Source organism: Treponema sp. R80B11-R83G3 (assembly GCF_054786115.1).
This window is the reverse complement of sequence record NZ_BDHF01000028.1, coordinates 1-21,912: the sequence shown is the minus strand read 5'-3', so window position 1 is coordinate 21,912 and position 21,912 is coordinate 1. Positions and strand designations below refer to the sequence as shown.

Here is a 21,912-nt window from a genome sequence, read left to right as displayed (position 1 = left end):
GACGTATACCGGTGCGGGAGAGTCAAGATAAACGGGAAGCTGCATTGACGTTTCCAGATAACCCATCCTGCGTTTTTTAACGGTAATTTCCATTACGGCATAACCTTCATCTTCCAGCAGACGTTGAACCAGCTCCTTGTAGAAATGGATGGTTTTGATTCAAAAGACGGGGTAATAATTCTTGCCGCGACAAACCGCCCCGATGTTTTAGACCCCGCTCTTCTGCGGCCAGGCCGCTTCGACCGCCAAGTGATTGTAGCGATGCCCGACATAAAGGAACGTGAGGCGATTTTGCAAATCCACGCCGCAAAAATTCCGTTGGATAAGCAGATTGATCTTGCGCGCATCGCAAGAGCGACACCGGGAATGAGCGGCGCGGATATAGCGAACCTTGTAAACGAAGCGGCCTTGTTTGCAGCGCGAAAAGACAGGCCCGAAGTGCTGATGTCCGACTTTGAAGAGGCAAGGGACAAGGTGCTGATGGGTGTCGCCAGAAAGACTCTTGTCGTTTCCGACAAAGAGCGGCGCATGACAGCTATTCACGAAGCGGGACACGCTATTCTGCACTACTTTCTTAAAAACGCCGACCCACTGCATAAGGTTACGATTGTTCCCCACGGACGGGCGTTGGGCGCGGCGCTTTCACTTCCCGAAGAAGACAGCTACAGCAGATCCAAGGGCTGGATAGAAGACCGTATCGCAATTTGTTACGGCGGCTGGTTAGCGGAAAATCTTTTTTACAATGAGACGACCACCGGTACAAAGAACGACATTCAACAGGCGACTGAAATGGCGCGTAACATGGTCTGCGAATGGGGCATGGCGGCTGAACTCGGCCCTATCGCTTATGGGCAGGAAGACGAACCTATTTTTCTTGGAAAGGAAATAGCGCGTCATAAGGATTATTCCGAGGATACCGCGCAGAGGATAGACAGATCAATCAAGGAAATACTTGATCGCGCAAGGGGCAACGCGCTAAAAATAATCGAAGAAAATAAAAGTCAGCTTGAAAAACTTGCTGATGCGCTTCTTGCGCGCGAGACTCTTATTGATGATGAAGTGCGTGAAATTATCGGCCTTCCGTCTAAAGGGGGAAGCGAATGAAATTTTCCGTAAGTTTTTATGATACGCTAAAAATAAATAAAAACTTGCGGATTAACTGTTTGTACGGTCTGTGTTTTTTACTGTTGTTTGCCTCAGTCTGCTTTAATATTCACGCACAGACCAACACAGAGATAAAAGACGATTCGCAAATGGCGCAGCAGTACGTTCAATGGATACAGCAGGCGATTGATGAAAAGCGGTGGGACGACGCTCATGCCGCGGCTGTCCGCGCGATGGATTTTTCAACTGTTTCTTCCGATATTCCCTATCTATTGGCAGTCATTCAAACGCGCTATAAAGACAGCATAAGGCAAAAAACGGTAGTTGATAATTTAAATAAAGCAATTGACGCTAAAAGGTGGGTTAAGTACAGGGAATACGACGCGCTGTTGTTAAAAGCGCGAATGTTAATTTCTATGCGCGAATATAATGACGCGATAATCTGCCTTAACCAAATCACCGCCCCTGATTCCCGCGCCGATGCGACGATGCTGCGTCTTCTCGCCCTGCGCGGAATGGCACAGGGAAAAGAGCCGGGTTATGACTACGTTAACGCAACGGCGCAATTTAGAAGCCAAGTTCTTCTCGCTATGGACAATTTCCCCCGCGATCCGCGCCCCCTGCGGATATTTTTTGAATATGCGCATAACAGAAAACCGCAACCGTCTGAATTGCCGCAGAGCGACATTAACCTTCTTGAGCTTGCCCTTAGGCGGCTTCCTTTTTTACTTGAGGCTGACCCGGAGCTTGCGTGGATGGCGGCCCCGTTTATGAGGGAAATTGACGATGCGAAAAGAAGCGTCTCTTCATATAGGTCGGGGAGTTTGTCTAAAGATGAAAAGTTTACGCCAAATCCGGCTTGCGTCCCTGTGGCGCTCAATCTTGGGCTGATTGACGATAAACTGGCGATAGAAGAAGTTTTTTCCGCAGTTACGGACAAAGAACCCGATATTAAAAAAGAAATAATTATCGGCACTTATAAATTTCTTCGCAGTGAAGAAGGACGCGATTCCTTTACGCGCAAACTCCTTACCTTTACCGGCTCTATAATTACCGATGACGATAATGACGGCTATATAGAAACCATTGTGCGTTACCGCATGGGGTTTATTGATTCTTTAGTTGACTATCTTACCAATAATATTTTTAAAGTAACAGTTAATTTCGATCTGGACAATGATCCTGAAAGTATTTCCGTTTTTATTGCAAAGGATAATTCTACGCATGATAAAGATTTAACGCGCAGAGTTATTTTGCAATGGGAGCGCTATCCTTTTGTCAGGCAGGCGGAAATGGAAAATGAAATATTTAAATTTGGCCCTGCCGTATTTAGTTATGCGCCTGTTAATTTTATCGATATTGGCGGAAGCGACGCTCTTTCCGGCCTTACATATCCTGTGCCGGCGTATCAATATATTACTCTTACCCATCGCGCTCTCCTGTCATTTTGTTCGAGCTATACCCGCCCGAGTTTGGAAATAGACGGCGCGGCGGAAACAATTTATATGGATCGGGGAGTTATACTGCGCGTTATTGAAACCTTAAACGGACGGCAGGTTTCAGTTACGGAGTTTGAAAAAGGACTGCCTGTAGTTCAACACATTGATTTGGACGCTGACGGCAGAATGGAAACAATACGCCATTTCCGCCGCCCGCCGCCAGATTATGAATGGGAGAGTCTCCTTGACTACCGCCGATTAATCGCTTCTTCCGAGAGCGATTGGTCGGGAGACGGAACTTATAAAACAAAAGAAACGTATCTTCCCGACGGTTCAGTTGTTTATTCTTATGATATGGACGGCGGCGGAGAAATGAATTATTCTGAGACCGGAAACAAAAAATGAAAAAAACGTTTTTCTTTTTCTTCTTAATAATTATTATTTTTTCATGCAAAAGCGTAAAGGATACTGAGGATGACTCTCCGTCCCGTACCACAAGTTCGGTCAGACTGGGTAATATTGAAAAACTAATCGCTGAAAAACCAATTGCCGCGTTGAATCAAATCTATATTTATAAAGAAATATATTCCGTTACTGATAACAATGAAAACGAAGACTGGCGGCAGCTTGCCCAATATGAAAAAGAGGCTGTTGAAAATCTATGCGCGACGCAGGATAAGGCGGTTGAGGAAGGGCGATGGGACGATGCCGTGTCCATTGGCAGATCAATTGCAAGTATTGGAATAAAAAACGCCCATACCGGAAAAGAAGCGGCTTATCTTCTTGAAAGCGCGAAGAAAAAATTAAAGGAAAGCGATAATCTTGGCGCGTTTTTAGCGGCGGTAAGATCGCATGAAATGCAGCCGATTGATTATCAAAGCGCCCTTTTATTTCTTGAAAAAGCCGTTGAAGGACGGCAGCGCAGATCTTCGGCATTTTTCCTAGCCGCGGCTCAAACCGCAGGCGGCAAGAACATTCCCGCCAATTTGCGCGAGTACGCTCAAGGCAGAGACAGCGCTTCCGATATGATCAAAGGAGTCGCCACCGTTCTTGTTGACAGGGGATACAGATTTGAACGCGGGTTCAGCATTCCCGACAGAGTTTTAGGTTCTGCTTTTTTTGTTGACGCGTCCGGTTTGTTAATTACAAACTACCATGTTATAGCAAGCGAAGTTGATCCCAAACGCAAGGGGTATTCGCGAATGTATATCCGCATGGGGGATTCTTCCAATCCTCGGGTTCCCGCCCGCGTTATAGGCTGGGATAAAGCGCTTGATCTTGCGTTGATTAAAACGGAAATAAATACGGATTATGTTTTTTCACTTGTAGATCGCGTAATTCCGCGCGTAGGCGATACCGTGCTTGCGATGGGCTCTCCCATAGGGCTGCAAATGACGGTGACATCGGGCATTGTTTCCGCCCTTGGAAGGCGTTTTTTGCAGATAGGGGACGTTATTCAAATAGACGCGGCAGTCAATCACGGCAATTCAGGCGGCCCTGTAGTGGACAATGAAGGGCGGCTTGTGGGAATAGTTTTTGCCGGCGTGGATCAGCATCAGGGGCTTAATTTCGCCATTCCTGCGGAAATGCTTGCCGCCGCCCTGCCCGCTATGATAAAAGGGGGAAAATCCCAACGCCCCTGGCTTGGAATGACGTTATGTGAAACTTATTCTGAGGCTGAAATTATCTATACCGCGCCAAATACGCCCGCCTCTCTTCATAAAGTTCGCGAAGGCGTTTTTATCAAGACAATTAACGGCAAGCCCGTAACCGCCCCCAATGGCGGCATTATTCCCGCCTTGCAGAGCATGATTTTTACCTGCGGCCCGGGAGAGCTTGTGGTATTGGAGACTGTTAATAAAAATACCGATGAAGTAAAAAAGAAAATTATGATGACCGTCCCCCGTCCCGATCTGCCTCTTCTGGACGCGGCAAAGATTGACAAGCGGGATAGAATTGCCGCTCCCCTGTTTGGCATGATTCTTTCGCCGTTGCAAAGTACTGTTTTTTCGTCCAGTTTCAGGGTAAACAGAATAGTACGCGGTTCCATAGCTGACGAAGCCGGAATTTCAGAAGACGATCCCGTGTTTATTTCACGTTTGCGCCTGCTGGAAGATGAAGGTTATGCCGTAATGGAAATTACCGTTAAAAAACGCAGGATGGGTTATCTGGAAACGTCAATGCAGCTTCCCGTTTATCTTGACTCTCCCGACACGCTGTAATTATGGGTATCTATACAAAAAAAGGCGACAAAGGAAAAACAACTGATCTAAGCGGACGTGAAGTCTCTAAAAACAGCGCGTCAATTCATTTTGTTGGAGCGGCAGACGAACTTAATTGCCACTTGGGACTTGTTAAGGCAATGATTTCAAACGAAGAATCATGGAAGTCCGCGCGTGATTTTTTGGAAGAGATACAAAAAAACTTAGTAATAATCATGTCCCATGTTTCCGACGTAAAAAACAGTAATTTTTTTCTGCCTAATGATGAAATTGCAATTTTAGAAAAAGAAATTGACAGATTGTCAGCCAATCTTCCCAAACAGACCAAGCTAGTTGTCCCGGGAAAAAGCATCATAGAAGCGCAAATCCAAATAGCGCGGACAGTCGCAAGAAAAGCGGAAAGGTTATTTTTCGCTCTCAGCGAAGAACAGCCGTTGTGCCCCGAAGCAGGCGCGTATTTAAACAGGTTATCTGACTATTTATTTGTTTTATCTGTAAAGACCTCACACTAAGAACACAAAGGTACAAAGTATAGGGAGTGGGGAGTAGGGAATGGGGTTGTTGTCCGTTATCTAATCGTGAAGCCCACGCATACTCCTCGGACAAAAACATTGCTAATTGCTCATTTCTAATTTCTTTTCACCCCCCTTTGTGATCTTTGTACCTTTGTGTTCTGCGCACTGACGGCTGCCTAAAGTCAGCCTTGCTTTTATTGTAAACAGCGGCATTTATTGGTGCTACGCTGTGCGGCATTATTGATCTACACGGCTACGCCGTGCGTCCCTCTAGCGTGTGTGAACTCTTCTCGAATTATTGATAAACGTCAATTTCATAAATTAGGTCGCCTGAATATACATCATAGACGCGTCTTTTAAAACAGGACGGGATGGTGATGTTTCCGACTTTTTCCATTGTAAATTCATCAACAATGATAATTACCTTTACAAATGAATACTCCGACGCAAGTTTTCTTGTTTGATTTTCTGTTTTTAGCCATTCAACCCTGTTTACGTTTGGCGTTTGCGGCCAAATGTTCGCGATAAAAAAAGTCATCAGCGCGTTTTCATAAGTGTCGTTAAAATCCGCGTTGGGAGCCATGTGCCCCCTGTCATAACCTGAATTGGTATAGTCGCGGTGATGCGGCAGGGAATAACCATTATCGGCAAGCAATTGCCGTAATACGCCCTTGTCCCTGTCCTGCGTAAATTGCACAGACGGACGCTTTACCCCTGTCGCCTCCGCTCTTTCTTTGGTAAGGATATATTCAGTAATATGCGGCCCCATATTAACTGCGTCATAACATCCGCTATAAAGAATTTCTCCCTCGTTATTGCTTACGGTAAATTCAAAATGCCCCTCTAAATCACAGGCGAATGAGTATGCCGTGAATAAAAGAAATAAAATTAAAACCCACAAACCCCTAACCGGCAAAGAAATGTTGAAAAACAAATCTGCGGCGGTTTTGGAAAATTTGCAGGTGTTTTTTTTCATGTGATTGAGATTAAAAAGTCAATTAGCGCGTCTGCCTGAGCCGGAATTACTTTAGCGTTTACCGTTCTTTCCATTGCGCGGGATAGTGAGACAGGCATGGGTGGAGTTCCTGTTAATGGCTCTACCGTCTCTGAGAATTTGGCCGGATGCGCCGTACAAAGAACGCCAACCGCCCCTTCTTGAATTTTATTTTTAGCGTAAAGTTTATCAACTCCTCTCCAGCCCACCGCGCTGTGAGGGTCAAGAAAATACCCCGCCTTATCATGAACTTGTACTATTGTTTCCCTTGTCTCTTCATCACCGACTGAAACGCCTAAAATTATTTGGCGCATCTGCTCCAATGAAAAATGCGCTGACATTCGCTCAAAGTTACTGGGCGCGCCCACGTCCATCGCGTTGGAAATTGTCGCCTGAGAAATTCTCGTTAGGTATTCGCCAGAATCAAGATAATCGGGAACAGTCTTATTAATATTTGTCGCCGCGATAAATTGCCTTATGGGAGCGCCCATCTTCATCGCGTAAAGCCCCGCCGTTAAATTTCCAAAATTGCCCGATGGGACGCAAAGGGTAACGGGCAGTCCGCTTTTCGGCGCGTGCGCTCTTGCCACTAAGGTGGCAGCCACTTTAGTGGCGACAGCCCCCGCGACTCTAGGTGTCGCTTCTCCGTCAGGATCGGCAAGCCCCGCAAAAGCTCTTCCCGCTGCGGCTGAATAATAAACCGCCTGCGGAATAAGTCTGCTGATATTAATTGAATTTGCCGAAGAAAGTGACATTCGTTTTTTAAGGCCTTCATCGGCAAGAGCGGCTTTTACAAGACGCTGGCAGTCGTCAAAACTGCCCTCTACCGCAAGGGCCGTGATGTTCTTGCCAAGACCGGCAATCTGCCGCTCTTGAAGGGGGGATACTCGCCCTTTTGGGTATAAAACCGTAACAAAAATGCCCGGCACCTCAAAAAAGCCGTCCGCCACGGCGCCGCCCGTATCGCCCGAAGTGGCGACAAGTATTCTTAACGATTGGTCTTCTCCCCGGCGCAAGTATGAAAAAGCGCGAGCCATAAAACGGGCGCCAAAGTCCTTAAATGCCGCAGTCGGCCCGTGAAAAAGCTCTAAAGCATAGCGGTCTGCGACAGGTACAAATGGGGCTGTAAAGGTGAACGCCGATTGCACAATATCAGATAACACGCTGTCTGGGATTTCATCTTTTACATAGGGTTTAATTGTTTCATAGGCAATGTCCGTAAAAGCCATTGACCCAAGAGAAGAGCGTACTTGCGCCGAATATTGGGGAATTTCTTCAGGCACAAAAAGCCCTCCATCCGGGGCTAATCCCGTAAGGGCTGCTTCGGCAAAATTGACTTTTTTACTTTTATTTCTGGTGCTATAATAATACATACCTTATTTTATCATATTTATGTAATTGACATAAAGTGGCTTAATTATTATATTTATTAAAGGAGTAAAAGTGGCAAAAGAAGAAGCAATAGAGGTAGAGGGAGTAGTTAAAGAAGCTCTTCCCAACACAATGTTCAGAGTGGAACTGGATAATCAGAATGGGCATCTAATTTTGGCTCATCTGTCGGGTAAAATGCGCAAACATTATATCCGAATTGTCCCCGGCGACAGGGTAAGAATTGCCCTTTCTCCGTATGATCTTAGCAGAGGCAGAATTATTTATCGGGAACGATAAAATTTTAAATACCATAAAAAAGAGAGGTTTAATATGGCAGACGTAGTGTATGTGAATATCGAAGAGGGCTTAAAAAGAGTTATGAATAATTCAAAGCTTTTAGCCAAATTATTCAAAAAATTTAAGGATGATAAGAATCTTATTGACCTTGAAGCCGCATTGGCTGCGGGCGATTTGCCCAAGGCGCAGATTAACGCCCATACCCTTAAAGGGCTTTCCGCTAATCTGTCTCTTACCGAGCTTTATAAGCATGTTCTGGAACTGGAAACCCAGATAAAAGCCGGCTCTGTAGCTCCCGGTAAGTTGGAAACTGTAAAAACTATCTATTCTGAAACAATGATAGAAGTGGACAAGGTAATAGCGCAATATGAATGAGAATAAACCTGTAGTTTTTGTCGTTGATGACGTTGAAACAAATGTAATGATTCTGGAAGAAATTCTAAGCGGTGATTATAATGTTGTTACGGCGTATAACGGAAAGGAAGCTCTGGAAAAACTAAAAACAACCGTTCCCCTTCCAAAGATCATGCTCTTGGATGTTGTTATGCCCCACATGGACGGGCGTGAATTATTCGATAAAATAAAAAAAGATAAAGCCTTTCAAAGAATCCCCATTATTTTTATCACCGCCGAAAACGATTCGGAAAGCGAGCTTCTTGCCGCCGGCGCCGTCGATTTTATCAATAAGCCGTTCCTGCCTGAAATTGTCAAATTGCGGGTAAGAAACCAGATATCGCTAAAAAATTACAGCGACAGTCTGGAAGAAATGGTAGCGGAAAAAACTGCGGAAGCGACAAAGACTCTGGAAAACGCCCTGCAAGGGCTTGCGAATGTTATTGAACACCGCGATTTGGAATCAGGCGAACATGTTAAACGGACGCAGTTGTTTGTAAAAGCGTTAGTTGAATATTTGTTAGGAGTAAATTCCGTTTATTCCGATGAATTAAGGAAACTCCAGCCGGATATGATAATTAGATCCATGGCTCTGCATGATGTCGGAAAAATAGCGATTCCCGATAAGATTCTTCTTAAACCCGGCAAACTTGATCCCGATGAATATGAAGTAATGAAAACGCACACCATACGCGGCAAGGATATTATCCATGAACTTGGAGACGTGAATTCATCCATATACCTTAAACATTGCGAAGATATTTGTTACGGACATCACGAACGCTGGGACGGAAAAGGATACCCTCGCCAATTAAAAGAAAAGGAAATACCGATTTCCGCGCGTCTTGCCGCTTTAGCCGACGTATATGACGCCCTTGTCTGCGCCCGCGTTTACAAAGCCGCCATGCCTTATGATGAAGCGATTGATATTATTATGCAGGGAAAAGGCACCCAATTTGACCCGATTATGACGGACGCTGTTTTACAGATACAGAACCAATTTCAGGAAATATCACGGATGTATCAATAATAAAATGAATACTACAGAATTAATGACTATATTGGTTTTTCAGGTAGGAATAATTTTATTCGCCGTGCGTTTTGGCGGACATTTGGCTAAGAAAGTGGGAATCCCTTCCGTACTTGGCGAATTGCTTATAGGCGTAGTAATAGGCCCTTATGCTTTAGGCGGCATAGCTTTTCCCGGTTTCCCAGAGGGGCTTTTTCCTTTAAGCGGCGGCGGTTCTATCGCGGTTAGCAACGAGTTGTACTCATTTGCCACAGTCGCCTCTATTATTTTGCTTTTTTTCTCCGGATTGGAAACGGATATTGGCTTATTCTTAAAGTATTCGGTTGCGGGCGTAGTAATAGGATTTGGCGGAGTGTTATTCTCTTTTGTAATTGGAGATTTTTGCGGCATTCTACTTCTTAAAACTTCATTTCTTGACACGCGATGTTTGTTTTTAGGGGTGCTGTCAACGGCAACTTCTGTGGGTATTACCGCCAGAATTTTAAGCGATAGAAAAAAGATGGACTCTCCTGAAGGGGTTACCATTCTTGCCGCTGCGGTATTTGACGATGTATTGGGAATAATCATGCTGGCCGTAGTACTTGGGATAACCGCTTTGCTAAGCGGACACGCGGGAGGCAATTTTTCCGCGCTGTCAATTCTTGGCATAGCCGGAAAAGCATTCGGCATATGGCTGGGATTTACCGTATTAGGTTTGGTTTTCTCGCGTCAGCTTGCTTCGTTCTTAAAACTATTTAAAAACAGTTCAGATTTCTCCATACTCGCGTTTGGTTTGGCTCTTATTCTTGCCGGTCTTTTTGAAAGGCAAGGCGGGCTTGCAATGATAATCGGCGCTTATATTACCGGGCTTTCGCTTTCAAAAACAGATATTGCCGCAGTTATACAGGGAAGGCTTGAAGGGCTTTATGAATTTTTTGTTCCCTTGTTTTTCGCCGTTATGGGAATGATGGTAAATGTACGGGAAATACTTTCCAGGGATGTTTTAATTTTCGGCGGAATATACACTTTGGCGGCAATTTTCGCGAAGGTAATCGGGTGCGGAGGTCCCGCGCTTCTGCTTGGTTTTAATGTTAAAGGGGCGCTGAGGATCGGGGTGGGCATGGTTCCGCGCGGCGAGGTCGCGCTTATTATTGCCGGTATCGGATTGACGATGGGCGTTCTTGACAACCAGCTTTTTTCAATTGTAATTCTGTTGACTTTAATTTCTACTATAGTGGCTCCGCCGCTTTTAAACGCGTCGTTAAGAATTAAGGGGCAGGGAACAAAAAAATTAGTCAGCGTTGAAGATACCACCTATTTAAAATGGGACTTTGATTCCCATGATGTCGCGAAACTTATGTTGGACAGATTATTAATTGATATTCGCGCCGAAGGTTTTTATGTTCAGATAATGAATCTTGACGATAACATTGCTCTTGCCCGTAAAGACGATATTTCTCTTTCGATAAGCTGCGAAGGAAGCGCCGTTATTGTAGAGACGTCAAACTCGGATTTGCCGTTTGTTAAAAATGTTGTTTATGAAGATATAATTAATCTTTCGGAATCCATGCAAAAGTTAAAAGACTCTATGAACACTACGGCGATGAAGAAGGAACTGTTTGACCGCAGGGGAAGAACCAACAACACGCTTCTTTCATTAATAGAGCCTAATTCCATAATTCTTGATCTTAAAGGAAATTCAAAAGATGAAATAATACGCGAACTGGTTGATATGCTTTTTACGCAGAAAAAGCTGTTGGATCGGGAGCTTGTGTTAGCCGACGTATTTGAACGGGAAAATATCATGAGTACCAGCATGGGATACGGAATAGTTATTCCGCACGCGAAAACAGACGGTGTTAAAGATACGGTTGTGGCTGTAGGCATTAAAAAAGAGGGAATTATTCTTGAGCCTTCAGACAGCCAGCCGTCACGTCTTTTTATACTGGAAGTTTCTCCCAGAAAAGACGGTCCTCATTTGCAGTTCCTTTCAGCGTTAGGTGCCATACTAAGAGACGAGTCAATTCGTCAGGCTCTGATTAACGCTTCTTCTGTGGAAGAAGCGGCTAATTTATTGCATAATAATAAGAGATAATTCATTTATTTATCCAAACCGTCATTTCCCCGGCTCTGCGGTTTGCCCAGGCATAATAGGGGATTAGCATAATTTTTTTGTCTTCAAGAACCGTACCGGAAGTATGGTACAATTCGCCGCCAGCCCAGTCTTTTTCCCGCTTGCCGGTGAATGAAATTGTCGTAACGCCTCCCAGCAGATCCTTTTCATATCTGACAATTATATCGTCTGGATTTCCCGCGTGAAATCTGAAAAGTTCGCTGCCGTTATCTTCCTCTTCCGCGCAATATACAATTGGCCCCCTCATGACCGCAATCTTACCAATATTTTCCCGCACATGGGGATTGGATTGCACAAAATTTACCGGCATATCTAAAACAATGGATATTTTATCGCCCCCTGCCCATTCCCGCTCAATAAACGCGTAACCGTCTTCAATGGCGCAGGTTTGCTCAACGCCGTTAACGCGCACACTGTATTTCCCGCACCATCCGGGAATACGGAAATAATACTTGAATTTTGTTTTTACGCTCATGGCAAAACTAATGTCTACTTGTCCTTCCCATGGATATTTAGTTTCGATCTTAACGGTTACGTCCGCGCCTGAAATTTTTATCTTTGTTTCGCTCCCAATAAAAAGATGAGTATATATGGCGTTTTCACATAACGAATGAATATAACTTCCCAGCGAAGCGATAAGACGCGCCAGATTAGGAGGACAGCAAGCGCAGCCAAACCATTTTTGCCTTTCAATCTTTACATGTCTCTTCCCGTGATCTTTCAAACTTGCCTCTGGAAGCGCTTCCAGAGGGTTTACATAGAAGAATGATTTCCCGTCAAGGGACATTCCGCTAATTATGCCGTTGAACAGGGCTTTCTCAATCACGTCGCCGTAGGTTCCTTTAGGCGCGATGGAAGCCATGCGTTTGGCGAAAAAAACAAGCCCTATAGCCGCGCAAGTTTCCGCATAGACCGTATCATTGGGCAAATCATAATCATACGAAAATGACTCGCCGTAAGCCGACTGCCCGATAGAGCCTGTAATGTACATTTGGCGGTTAACGATATTGTTCCAAAGATTATCACAAACATTCATAAGGGCGGCATCGTCCGTTAGGCGCGCAATATCCGCCATTCCGGAATACAGGTATGCCGCCCGTACCGCATGACCTTCGGCTATATGCTGTTCGCATACAGGCTTTCCGGCCTGATAATACTGATACTGGAAAAAACTGTCCTTCCAGTAAAAATTATTGTTGTTCCTGCCGTTTTCCTCCTCAAAAAACAGGGGCTTCTGTCCGCGTTGATCGATAAAATATTTGGCAAGTTTAAGATGCTTTTCATTTTTTGTAACAGCGTACAGGCGTACCAGAGCCATTTCGGCAATCTCGTGACCCGGATATCCGTGTAGTTTCCCGTCTTCCGGTCCAATCAGGCGGTCGATACAATCGGCGAAACGGATAAGGGCATCCATGAATTTGCGTTTCCCTGTAGCTTCATAGTAGGCAACCGCGCCCTCAAGAAGATGCCCAAAACAGTACAGTTCGTGATTATCCCTTAGGTTGGTAAAACGTTTATTAAGACCGTTGATTATATAGTAGGTATTAAGATAACCGTCATCCTGCTGGGCATTGCAGACAATATCAATTGCGTCGTCCAATGTTTTCTCCAACTCCGGATCGGGATGCCATACAAGGGAATAGGAAGCCGCTTCTATCCACTTGGCAAAATCGCTGTCTTGAAATACAAACCCAGCGTGCCCTGTATTCAGCGGCACTCCGTAATCAAGTTCGCTGTGGGTCAGCTCGGCGGCAAGTTTGAAATTACGCATACAGTAACTGGGTTCGGCGCCGTGAACACGGTCGTTCAGAGCCTCCCACTGGTAAGGAATAACCTTGATTCTGATACGATCCATAAAAGGACCCCAAAAACTGTCGAAAACAGAGATGTTTTTAATGTCTATAAATTCAGTGTGCTTTGAATTATCCATTGTATCCTCTCAATATAATTTATTTTTACCATATAAATAATAAAAAGAGAATATTACTCTTTGGAGGTGGCGGGAGTCGAACCCGCGTCCCAATACGCGAAACATAAACGTCTACAGATTTAGCCGTTTATTAAATTGTAGGGACGGGCTTGGCTAAACGGCGCGCGGCCTGTCCGTATTCCGGAAAATCTTATCATGCCGCCACCGGACGCTGCGGCAAGACCAGCTCTGATTGCGACGCGGAAGTTGCCCCTCAGAGCGGCGGGGCAGTTCCACGCGATTACGCAGCTAAGGCGTATTCGTAACTGTCGTTGTTGGCAGTTAAATTTTTGCCCAATCAGGAGATGGGCGCTCCATCTGCAGTCTATACCCCGAAGACGTACCAGTCGAAACCGGTGCACCCCCCAGCAATTGTAAGCACGGCACAGCCGTGTGGATGAATAATGCCGCACGCTGTAGCACCAATAAACGCCGCAAAGATGAAAAATGCAAGGCAGCCTTTAGGCTGCCGACAGTGCGACAATAAAACGCACGGCGCAGCCGTGTGGATTAAAAAATCTACACGTTGTAGCACCAAAAAACGTAACAAAGATGAACAATGCAAGGCAGCCTTTAGGCTGCCGACAGTGCGCAGAAAAACGCATTTGACATTATAACGCCGTCTGTTTCCAAATATAACACACTTTATTAAAAATTTCAAGCACATAATTTATTTGTGTATTTTCATAATCCATAGTATAATTTCAATATTATGATACAGATTAATGAGCATTCCTATAAAGTGCTGTCAGAAGAAGAAGAAGATCTGGTTGCAAAAACAGAAGAATGGCTAAAGGAAAAAAGGCCGCAGGATTTTTATTTGGCGCACGAAAGATTCCGGCGGTTGCGCAACTTGGGGAATGCAGTATTTGATTATCCTTCTATAAAGGAAACTCAGTTTGTTAAGGATATTCTTATTAATGAAAATCAGCTTACGGAGTCCTTACTTGCGTTTTCCACCCCGTCGCATGTGTTGCGTACTCCGGCTAAAGTAGCCACCCTTCGCAGTTTTTTAATTGCGAAATTTCACGCTTTTGCCCTGCTCTCACGGCTAACTGAAAAAAACGCCGAATTACATTCTCATTTGAAAAGCATCCCCTTTACCGTAGTTTTTACGCTAATGGCGGAAGACGTTTATTTTTCGTGCCTTGATGATCCGGATTTTTCACCAAACACCAAATCCATGCTTGCCAACGATTTAATTAATCTATGGGACAGCGGCACGGATCAACGCAGTATCCATCACCTTATGGCTCTTTCATCTCTTTGGAAAGCCAGAGATTCCGCCCCGCCAAGTTTTGGAACAATGGACGGCAATACCGAATTGTTAAGAATATCCATTGATATGGATACTGATACCGAATGGGAAGATTTTCTAAAAGAAGAATCCACAAATGATTATACAAGATGGGCGCTTGAAGAATTTCTTTTTGGACTGTCTTATGAGGAAATTTTACAGGTTCGCGGCAGATTGATGCACTACGGCGTATTATCCGTAAGCCATGATGAGGTTAGGTCATACCTTGATTCCAAACCGGTCTATTCTGTCGTAAACGAACATGATCCCCGTGCTATTTACGATTTTTTCCTTGAAAGACGGGACGCTTGCACATTGCGTAAAAGAGTGAATGCTCCCGGCCCTTTACATACGTTAGAAGAGATTTATTTAAAATACCGAATAATTCTTGAGTCCGGTTAGGTTGGACAACTCCTATTGGTCATTATATTTTTGCAATTCATCATGAATGTGTTCAATAGTTACTCCGGCTTTTTCAAACATTGCAAGCGAGTCTTCGTTGTCATGGTAACGGCGTTGGCATACGACTCTTTTAATTCCACAGTTGATGATTAGCATGGCGCAAGTTCTGCATGGAGTCATTCTGCAATAAAGGGTGGCTCCATCAATAGGAATGCCGCGTTTTGCCGCCTGACAGATGGCGTTTTGCTCGGCATGAACGGTTCTAACGCAGTGGGTGGTTTCTCTGCCGTCTTCGTGGATCATTTTTTTAATTTGATGCCCGACTTCGTCGCAATGCGGAAGCCCCGCAGGAGCGCCCACATAGCCGGTCACAAGAAGCTGTTTGTCTTTGGCAATCACGCAACCGGAGCGCCCCCTGTCGCAGGTTGCCCGTTTGGAAATTGCTTCGCAGACTTCCATGAAATACTCGTCCCAGCTTGGCCTTTTGTACTCGCCCATTTAATTCCCCTTACTTTTTAATCGCTGATAATTACTGTAGAGCTTGGTCCGTCCCATACAATATTCCAGTGAGACATTATATCCCTTCCAAGAAGCATTTGAAATTTTAACGGCACATTTGGATTTGATAATTTACAGGAACTTATTTGTAAATTTATAAAGGGTCGTAAGTTTGTACTTGGAAAACCAAGATCAATAACAAAATCTGTGGCTTGTCTTAATCCTGCCGCTGTATGACTTGGTGATTCGCCTATTGGAATAAGATTTAATTTTTTGGCAAGCTCAATATCAATAGATGTTTTAGTTGCACCTGTATCAAAATGCGCAAGTATTTGGGCTGTCTTGATAGAATGCGGGTCAATGGTAGATCGGTATGCGGAAGCAGTAGAAATTAATACAGGAATATTAAGGCCGTCAAACATTAAAGGGAATGGAACGGTACTTATTGATACCTTTACATTAGAAGGTAGAGGTGGAGATGTTTGAAAACCAATATTATTAAGTCTAAATGAACCCATAAATTACTCTTTATGCAGGGGCAAAAGCTGAATATAGAAAACCGGATACTTCAGTCTGAGAAATTATTTGTTGAATAACATAATCACATGGTTGAAACTTTGATACAGCGTCAGTTATCGCATTTTCAAAGGTATCAAATACTCCTTCAATTTTTTTGTCATGTATCAGTGCGTATTTATGCCTGTATAGCGGATTTGCTAAAAGTTCGTTGAGATTGTTATAAAAAAATTTTAAGTCTTCTTGCTGTTTATCAGACAGAAATTCTGCCATAACAACCTCCTCCTATGTATGATATTATATAAATATAGCCCGTTTTTCGTTGTTTTTCAAGTCCTTTTTTGGGAGTATGTTATTACTGCTTTTCAATTTTTAAAAACTCCTGTAAATACTTTGTTCTGACTTTTATTATTTGGTCACAGCCCACACCACGCCGCCGCTAATTACCGCCGTTACCGGGAGCGCTATTAGCGTACAAGTCTTCCAATTTAAATCTCCTTATGAAAAGCTCACACAAAGATCACGAAGATACAGAGATCACAAAGAGAGGAAAAGCCAGTAGCGCCCCCACATCATAGCGTACCCTGCAAGGCAAGGTACGCTATGAAAAAGCGGTAACAGGTACCTTTGTGCCTCCTTGTGATCTAATAAACTTTGTGTTCTTTGTGAGAAATTTTTTCGAAAAATTTTTAAAAACAGTCAAGCAAAACGGCACTCTCACGCCATATATACATAAATAATTTTAAGGAGTTGTTTATGAAAACAAACAATCAAAATCCTGCTATTTACGAGTGGGGCCCCTTCCCTTTCGGGGACGGGGAGCGTATCTTGGACATCCGCTATGACCCGGTGTTCAAAGCCGTATTCACCAAGGACACGTCAGCGTCAAGGGGCGCGTTGTCAGACTTGATTTCCGCGCTTATCGGGCGAACTGTCGCGGTGGAAACCATCATTGCCAACGAGCCGCCTATTGACGATTTGAGGCAGCGGTATTTGCGTTTCGATGTAGCCTGTAAAACAAAGAATGGAGAACTTATAAACGTTGAAATGGCTTTCAACCCAATCGCAAGCGAACCTGTGCGGCTTGAGTATTATGTTTCAAAGTTATTCGTAGGACAGGACATTCACGGAATAGATAAAGAATATGAAGATTTGAAGGAAACCTATCAAATCGCTATTTTGGCGAATGAGAAATTTTATGATGATGAAAAATTCATTCACAATTTCTCGTACTGCGATTTGGACAACCGTATCTCGCTAGGCGGAAGAACCAAAATAATCACCATAGAATTGGTAAAGACAGAACCTGCAGCCGGAAAGCCAGTTGAAGAAATGACAAATGCGGAACAGTGGGCGGTATTTTTCCAATATTTGACAGACGAGGAGAAAAGAGCTAAAATAATTGATATAACCAACCGAGAGGAGGGCATAGCGATGGCTGTAGACACATTGATAAACATCACCAAAGACGAAATAGAATATGCGCGGATGACTACTCTGATAAAGAGCGAACTCGACTGGCGGAGCGGAATGGCAGATGCCGAACGCAAAGGCCGTAGAGAAGCCAATCTCGAAAATGCCCAAAAGATGAAAGAAGAAAAACTCGAAAGCGCCCGAAAGATGAAGGCTGATAATATGCCTGTATCTCAGATTAGTAAGTATACCGGGTTACCCCCGGAGACTATCGCCCAATTGTGATATTTTTATAATTAACAATGAGCAATTAGAAATGAGCAATGTTGTTGTAAGTTAGCTTTGCGTTTTGCCAACCTGTTATGCTTGCTAACTTTGCTCATTGTTAATTTATTATCGCCCACACCACGCCGCCGCTAATTACCGCCGTTACCGGGAGCGCTATTAGCGTACAAGTCTTCCAATTTAAATCTCCTTATGAAAAGCTCACACGAAGATCACGAAGATACAGAGATCACAAAGAGAGGAAAAGCCAGTAGCGCCCCCACATCATAGCGTACCCTGCAAGGCAAGGTACGCTATGAAAAAGCGGTAACAGGTACGTTTGCGCCTCAGAATTTATCGTCTTGTACAACGGAATAGACGATTATCCCGATTACAGCCTTTTTATAAACAAGATACGGGAATATCAGGCACGAGGATTAACGCTTGAAGAATTGATAACCCCCGTGATAGAATACTGTATAAAGAACAATATACTAAAGGATTTTTTAGAAGCTCACGCTTCAGAGGTAGTAAATATGATTTTTGGTGAATACGATGAGAAATGGATATAGCCGTAAACCACCGTCAAGACTCACTATCTACTGCCACTACACCGCCCCTAGCGTATAAATGTCACATAACGACACTAGGAAAAAGTGGTGTCAGATATGTTGCGTGTCCTCTGGCGGATTATTTCTCGCACAAAGATACGTCCGCTTTCCCCGCAACGCCTACTCAATGCCCACGCCTTCGCTCCCTTAAGCTATCCGGCTACGCCGGATAGCCGGTCGCTACGGCTTGGGCATCTCGTCTGCGTTGCGGGCAGAACTCAGGGGCGCACCAGCCGGAAGCCGAAGCTGTCGCGCCTGCTGCTGGGGTCGTAGCTGCCCCGATGACCGGAACGAACGTACTCCGCCGAATTGCCCCAACTCCCGCCGCGTACCACACGGTCAGACCCCGACGAAGCGCCCACGGGGTCGGTCTGCGCACTGCTTGAATAGCTTCCGTACCAGTCCCAGCACCATTCCCACACGTTCCCGTGCATATCGTAAAGCCCCCATGCGTTTGCCGTCTTCAACCCAACCTGATGCGTCCTATTTCCGCTGTTGCTACTATACCAGCCTGTATTGTCGCTAATCGCGGCTCCTGTGTTGTAAGCAGTCGTTGTTCCCGCACGGCACGCGTATTCCCACTGCGCTTCTGTCGGCAAACGGTAGCCCGTTGAACCGCTGACTATTTGTACCGCATCCCATGTAGAGTTACTACTTGTAGGCACTGTTCCCCATGCTGATGGATCGGTACTCCCCGATATTCTATACGCTGGGCTTAACCCTTCCATCATGCTCAACTTATTGCAGAATACTAGCGCGGAATACCAGCTTACCTGTTCCACAGGACGCTTGCTCTGAACTTCCCCAGACGCGGGTGAAGAAGGAAAGTAACTCGGATTGCTCCCCATCACCGCCGTCCATTGCTCCTGCGTTACCTCATACTTGCCCATGTAAAAACTGCTCAGCGTTACCGTATGCACAGGCGTTGCAACTCCTTCTTGCCCCATCTGGAAACTGCCGCTGGGTATTAAGACCATCTCAACACCTAGGTTAAAGTATAAATAGATAGTAACTGTCTTTGGCGAACCGCTAATAGTATATCCCGATTTCGCCACCGCAACGCTTAATGTCCCGCTTGAATAAAATCCGCTGATTGGCAATGTGTACGACGGTCCTGAACCGCTGAGCGTACCTTTGGTTACTCCCGTTACTCCGCTCAATGTGATGTCGGCGGCACTCAACCCGGTAATAGCCGTATTAAAGTCCAGCGTCAACTGCGTTGTAGTTTGCGTTGAAGAGCCGTCAGCGGTTACGCTGTTTAAGGTAACAAAGTATAAATAGATAGTAACTGTCTTTGGCGAACCGCTAATAGTATATCCCGATTTCGCCACCGCAACGCTTAATGTCCCGCTTGAATAAAATCCGCTGATTGGCAATGTGTACGACGGTCCTGAACCGCTGAGCGTACCTTTGGTTACTCCCGTTACTCCGCTCAATGTGATGTCGGCGGCACTCAACCCGGTAATAGCCGTATTAAAGTCCAGCGTCAACTGCGTTGTAGTTTGCGTTGAAGAGCCGTCAGCGGTTACGCTGTTTAAGGTAACGGGGAAATAGATAGTAACTGTCTTTGGCGAACCGCTAATAGTATATCCCGATTTCGCCACCGCAACGCTTAATGTCACGCCGCCGGTAAAGCCGCTGATCGGCAATGTGTAAGACGGTCCCGTACCGCTGAGCGTGCCTTTGGTTACTCCCGTTATCCCACTTAATGTGATGTCGGCGGCGGAAAGCCCGGTAATCGCCTTGTCAAAAGACAGAGTCAGCCGCATTGAAGAAACATCACCGTTGGCGGTTACGCTGTTTAGCCAGACAGGCTGTTGTCCAGCCGTGAACGTCGCAGTAACAACGCCGGAATTTTTGCCGTTAGACACCTTGTTCGCCCCCGAGACGGTGAAGAAGTTAGCCTCTACCCCCTGCAAGGTGTAGCCCGCTTTTGCGGCCAGCGTAATTGTCGCCGTGTACCGGACGCCAAATCGAAAAACAGTATCGGCTGGGGACCATTTAACCGTCCCCGTATATTGGTCGTTTGCCGTAATGGTTGTTACCGGCCTACCCTCGTGCACCGGAGCCGTTACGCCTGTTATTTCTGCGTAGCTTACTGTTGTTCCAAAGTTTGCTTTCATTGCTTTTTTCTCAAGCGTTGCAACGTCTTCCCCCAACGCGCAGGCGGCCATTGTAATTGCTATGCCCGTTAAAACGGATAATGCAATGAATAAATTTTTTCTCATATTAAAACTCCTTTATTTAAACCTATACACATACCCAACCGACAGCTTATTATTTGCAGTTTCGAAATTTGTCCGAATGGTATATGAAACGTCAAACATGTCAAATAAGTTAAAACCGATAACAATGTTAGCGGCGACTGTGGTATCCCAAATCGGGCCTGCGTCATTAAATATGTAATACTCAAACATCGCGCCTACGCCTGCGCCCGCATAAAAGCCCCCTCTTTTTCCGTCCGCAGTCCGCGCAAACGGCGCGAACAGCGTGAAATTGGCATAGGGATACGCGGAATAATACTCAACATAGTCAAGGTTAATTCCCCAACCAGCGTCCGCGCCCAACTCGATAAACGAATAATTGAAGGGCGCGAACGTTCCGCGTATCGTGCCGATAACCAGCGGCTCGGCAAATGAAGTGCCTAGCGAAAAACCTATCATCTTTAACTTAGCGTCTTCGGCATTAATGGTCGGCGGGAACGCCGCGGTAACAACGCCGGAATTTTCGCCGTTTGCCGTCTTCGCGCCGGCAACCTTAAAAAAGTTTTCCTTTACGCCTTCCAATACGTAGCCGTCTTTTGCGGCCAGCGTAATAGTCGCGGTGTACTGCGTTTCAGATTTAAACGTTCCGGATACCTCCGGTGACCATGTTATAGTCCCGCTGTACTGCTCCGCCTCGGTAATTTTCGTTACCGGAGTTTCTCCGGCTGCCGGTGCTTTAACGCCCGCTATGGAGGCAATGTTAATTACCGCCTTCAATGAGGGGAACGCCGCAGTAACAACGCCGGAATTTTCATCGTTGCTTGCCGATTCGGCTTTTGCTACGGTAAAGAAATTTGCCGCCACCCCTTGCAAAGTGTAGCCGGGTTTAGCGGTCAGCGTAACAGTCGCCGTGTATTGGGTGTTAATTTGAAAAGTTCCCGTTACCGCCGGGGACCAAGTTACCGTCCCGGTATACTGCGCGGTTTCGGTGATTGCCTTTACCGGAGTTTTTCCAATTACTGGAAGCGTAACGCCCTCTATGGCGGATATGGTAACAGGTTTTGGCTGTAAAATCTGCGCCGCAGACGGCTGTGAACCTTGCGCCGAGGACGGCTTAGATTTGCTGCCCAAAAGAGCCGCAAAATCCTTGTCAGTGCGCGGATTTATGGAAGCCAAATACCGGGTTGAAGTTCGGCGTTTAAGTCATAAGCGTTAAAAATGACGTTATACGACGCGCCGTTTTGCTCCGCTGAACCCGTT

At 45.3% G+C, this 21,912-nt stretch carries 18 protein-coding genes, 1 other RNA gene and 1 pseudogene; 11 read left to right on the top strand and 9 right to left on the bottom strand.

All coding sequences use genetic code 11. From position 1 onward, the window contains the following. Positions 1-114: 114 nt before the first annotated feature. The 4 genes and pseudogenes from ACYVRH_RS05830 to ACYVRH_RS05815 all read left to right on the top strand — a co-directional run. A pseudogene (locus tag ACYVRH_RS05830) lies at positions 115-1,104 on the top strand (ATP-dependent metallopeptidase FtsH/Yme1/Tma family protein); the annotation flags it as partial. Then, the gene (locus ACYVRH_RS05825) at positions 1,101-2,948 is read left to right on the top strand and encodes a tetratricopeptide repeat protein (protein ID WP_461255990.1); all 1,848 of its coding nucleotides are present in this window, start codon (positions 1,101-1,103) and stop codon (positions 2,946-2,948) included. The pseudogene ACYVRH_RS05830 and the gene ACYVRH_RS05825, both read left to right, overlap by 4 nt. After that, positions 2,945-4,765, top strand: a complete 1,821-nt coding sequence (locus ACYVRH_RS05820; protein ID WP_461255989.1) for a S1C family serine protease — start codon at positions 2,945-2,947, stop codon at positions 4,763-4,765. The genes ACYVRH_RS05825 and ACYVRH_RS05820 overlap by 4 nt, the downstream gene beginning before the upstream one ends. A gap of 2 nt (positions 4,766-4,767) precedes the next feature. Further along, positions 4,768-5,277, top strand: coding sequence for a cob(I)yrinic acid a,c-diamide adenosyltransferase (locus ACYVRH_RS05815; protein WP_461255988.1), 510 nt, complete (start codon positions 4,768-4,770; stop codon positions 5,275-5,277). Between the two features lie 298 nt (positions 5,278-5,575). On the opposite strand, the gene ACYVRH_RS05810 is transcribed toward ACYVRH_RS05815, so the two are convergent. Next, a complete protein-coding gene (locus tag ACYVRH_RS05810; protein WP_461255987.1) occupies positions 5,576-6,181 on the bottom strand; it encodes a DNA/RNA non-specific endonuclease in 606 nt (201 codons plus the stop codon). Between the two features lie 71 nt (positions 6,182-6,252). Beyond that, positions 6,253-7,647 carry a pyridoxal-phosphate dependent enzyme gene (locus ACYVRH_RS05805; protein WP_461255986.1) on the bottom strand — a complete coding sequence of 465 codons (1,395 nt, stop codon included), beginning with the start codon at positions 7,645-7,647 and terminating at the stop codon, positions 6,253-6,255. 70 nt (positions 7,648-7,717) lie between these two features. Here ACYVRH_RS05805 and infA point away from each other — a divergent pair, with 70 nt between their 5' ends. The 4 genes from infA to ACYVRH_RS05785 are packed head-to-tail and all read left to right on the top strand — an operon-like array spanning position 7,718 to position 11,439. Continuing rightward, a complete protein-coding gene (gene infA, locus ACYVRH_RS05800) occupies positions 7,718-7,942 on the top strand; it encodes a translation initiation factor IF-1 (protein ID WP_015712109.1) in 225 nt (74 codons plus the stop codon). A 33-nt stretch (positions 7,943-7,975) separates the two neighbouring features. Next, positions 7,976-8,317 carry an Hpt domain-containing protein gene (locus ACYVRH_RS05795; protein WP_461255985.1) on the top strand — a complete coding sequence of 114 codons (342 nt, stop codon included), beginning with the start codon at positions 7,976-7,978 and terminating at the stop codon, positions 8,315-8,317. Then, positions 8,310-9,365 carry an HD domain-containing phosphohydrolase gene (locus ACYVRH_RS05790; RefSeq protein WP_461255984.1) on the top strand — a complete coding sequence of 352 codons (1,056 nt, stop codon included), beginning with the start codon at positions 8,310-8,312 and terminating at the stop codon, positions 9,363-9,365. The genes ACYVRH_RS05795 and ACYVRH_RS05790 overlap by 8 nt, the downstream gene beginning before the upstream one ends. A gap of 4 nt (positions 9,366-9,369) precedes the next feature. Then, positions 9,370-11,439 (top strand): cation:proton antiporter domain-containing protein, encoded by a 2,070-nt coding sequence (locus ACYVRH_RS05785; RefSeq protein WP_461255983.1) that lies wholly within the window; start codon positions 9,370-9,372, stop codon positions 11,437-11,439. A 1-nt stretch (position 11,440) separates the two neighbouring features. Here ACYVRH_RS05785 and ACYVRH_RS05780 read toward each other — a convergent pair whose 3' ends face one another. Further along, positions 11,441-13,408, bottom strand: a complete 1,968-nt coding sequence (locus ACYVRH_RS05780) for a glycoside hydrolase family 127 protein (protein WP_461255982.1) — start codon at positions 13,406-13,408, stop codon at positions 11,441-11,443. Positions 13,409-13,468: 60 nt separating this feature from the next. Beyond that, positions 13,469-13,813, bottom strand: a transfer-messenger RNA (tmRNA) gene (gene ssrA / locus ACYVRH_RS05775). Between the two features lie 346 nt (positions 13,814-14,159). On the opposite strand from ssrA, the gene ACYVRH_RS05770 reads away from it, so the two are divergent. Further along, positions 14,160-15,146: a hypothetical protein gene (locus tag ACYVRH_RS05770; RefSeq protein WP_461255981.1), complete on the top strand. Its 987-nt coding sequence runs from the start codon at positions 14,160-14,162 to the stop codon at positions 15,144-15,146. Positions 15,147-15,158: 12 nt separating this feature from the next. Here ACYVRH_RS05770 and ACYVRH_RS05765 read toward each other — a convergent pair whose 3' ends face one another. Genes ACYVRH_RS05765 through ACYVRH_RS05755 form a run of 3 tightly spaced genes read right to left on the bottom strand, consistent with a single transcriptional unit; the run spans position 15,159 to position 16,433 of the window. Beyond that, on the bottom strand, positions 15,159-15,644 hold the full coding sequence (locus ACYVRH_RS05765) for a deoxycytidylate deaminase (RefSeq protein ID WP_461255980.1): 486 nt from the start codon (positions 15,642-15,644) through the stop codon (positions 15,159-15,161). Positions 15,645-15,661: 17 nt separating this feature from the next. Then, positions 15,662-16,162, bottom strand: a complete 501-nt coding sequence (locus tag ACYVRH_RS05760) for a pepsin/retropepsin-like aspartic protease family protein (protein WP_461255979.1) — start codon at positions 16,160-16,162, stop codon at positions 15,662-15,664. A gap of 10 nt (positions 16,163-16,172) precedes the next feature. After that, complete coding sequence (locus ACYVRH_RS05755; RefSeq protein WP_461255978.1) at positions 16,173-16,433, bottom strand: hypothetical protein; 261 nt, start codon at positions 16,431-16,433, stop codon at positions 16,173-16,175. A gap of 483 nt (positions 16,434-16,916) precedes the next feature. Between ACYVRH_RS05755 and ACYVRH_RS05750 the strand changes: the two genes are divergently transcribed. Both ACYVRH_RS05750 and ACYVRH_RS05745 read left to right on the top strand, forming a co-directional pair. Beyond that, complete coding sequence (locus ACYVRH_RS05750; RefSeq protein ID WP_461255977.1) at positions 16,917-17,858, top strand: Rpn family recombination-promoting nuclease/putative transposase; 942 nt, start codon at positions 16,917-16,919, stop codon at positions 17,856-17,858. 341 nt (positions 17,859-18,199) lie between these two features. Further along, on the top strand, positions 18,200-18,409 hold the full coding sequence (locus ACYVRH_RS05745; RefSeq protein WP_461255976.1) for a hypothetical protein: 210 nt from the start codon (positions 18,200-18,202) through the stop codon (positions 18,407-18,409). 257 nt (positions 18,410-18,666) lie between these two features. Here the strand turns inward: ACYVRH_RS05745 and ACYVRH_RS05740 are convergent, their stop codons facing one another. Beyond that, positions 18,667-20,676, bottom strand: a complete 2,010-nt coding sequence (locus ACYVRH_RS05740) for a formylglycine-generating enzyme family protein (protein WP_461255975.1) — start codon at positions 20,674-20,676, stop codon at positions 18,667-18,669. A 12-nt stretch (positions 20,677-20,688) separates the two neighbouring features. Continuing rightward, a complete protein-coding gene (locus tag ACYVRH_RS05735; protein ID WP_461255974.1) occupies positions 20,689-21,783 on the bottom strand; it encodes a hypothetical protein in 1,095 nt (364 codons plus the stop codon). Between the last annotated feature and the right edge of the window lie 129 nt (positions 21,784-21,912).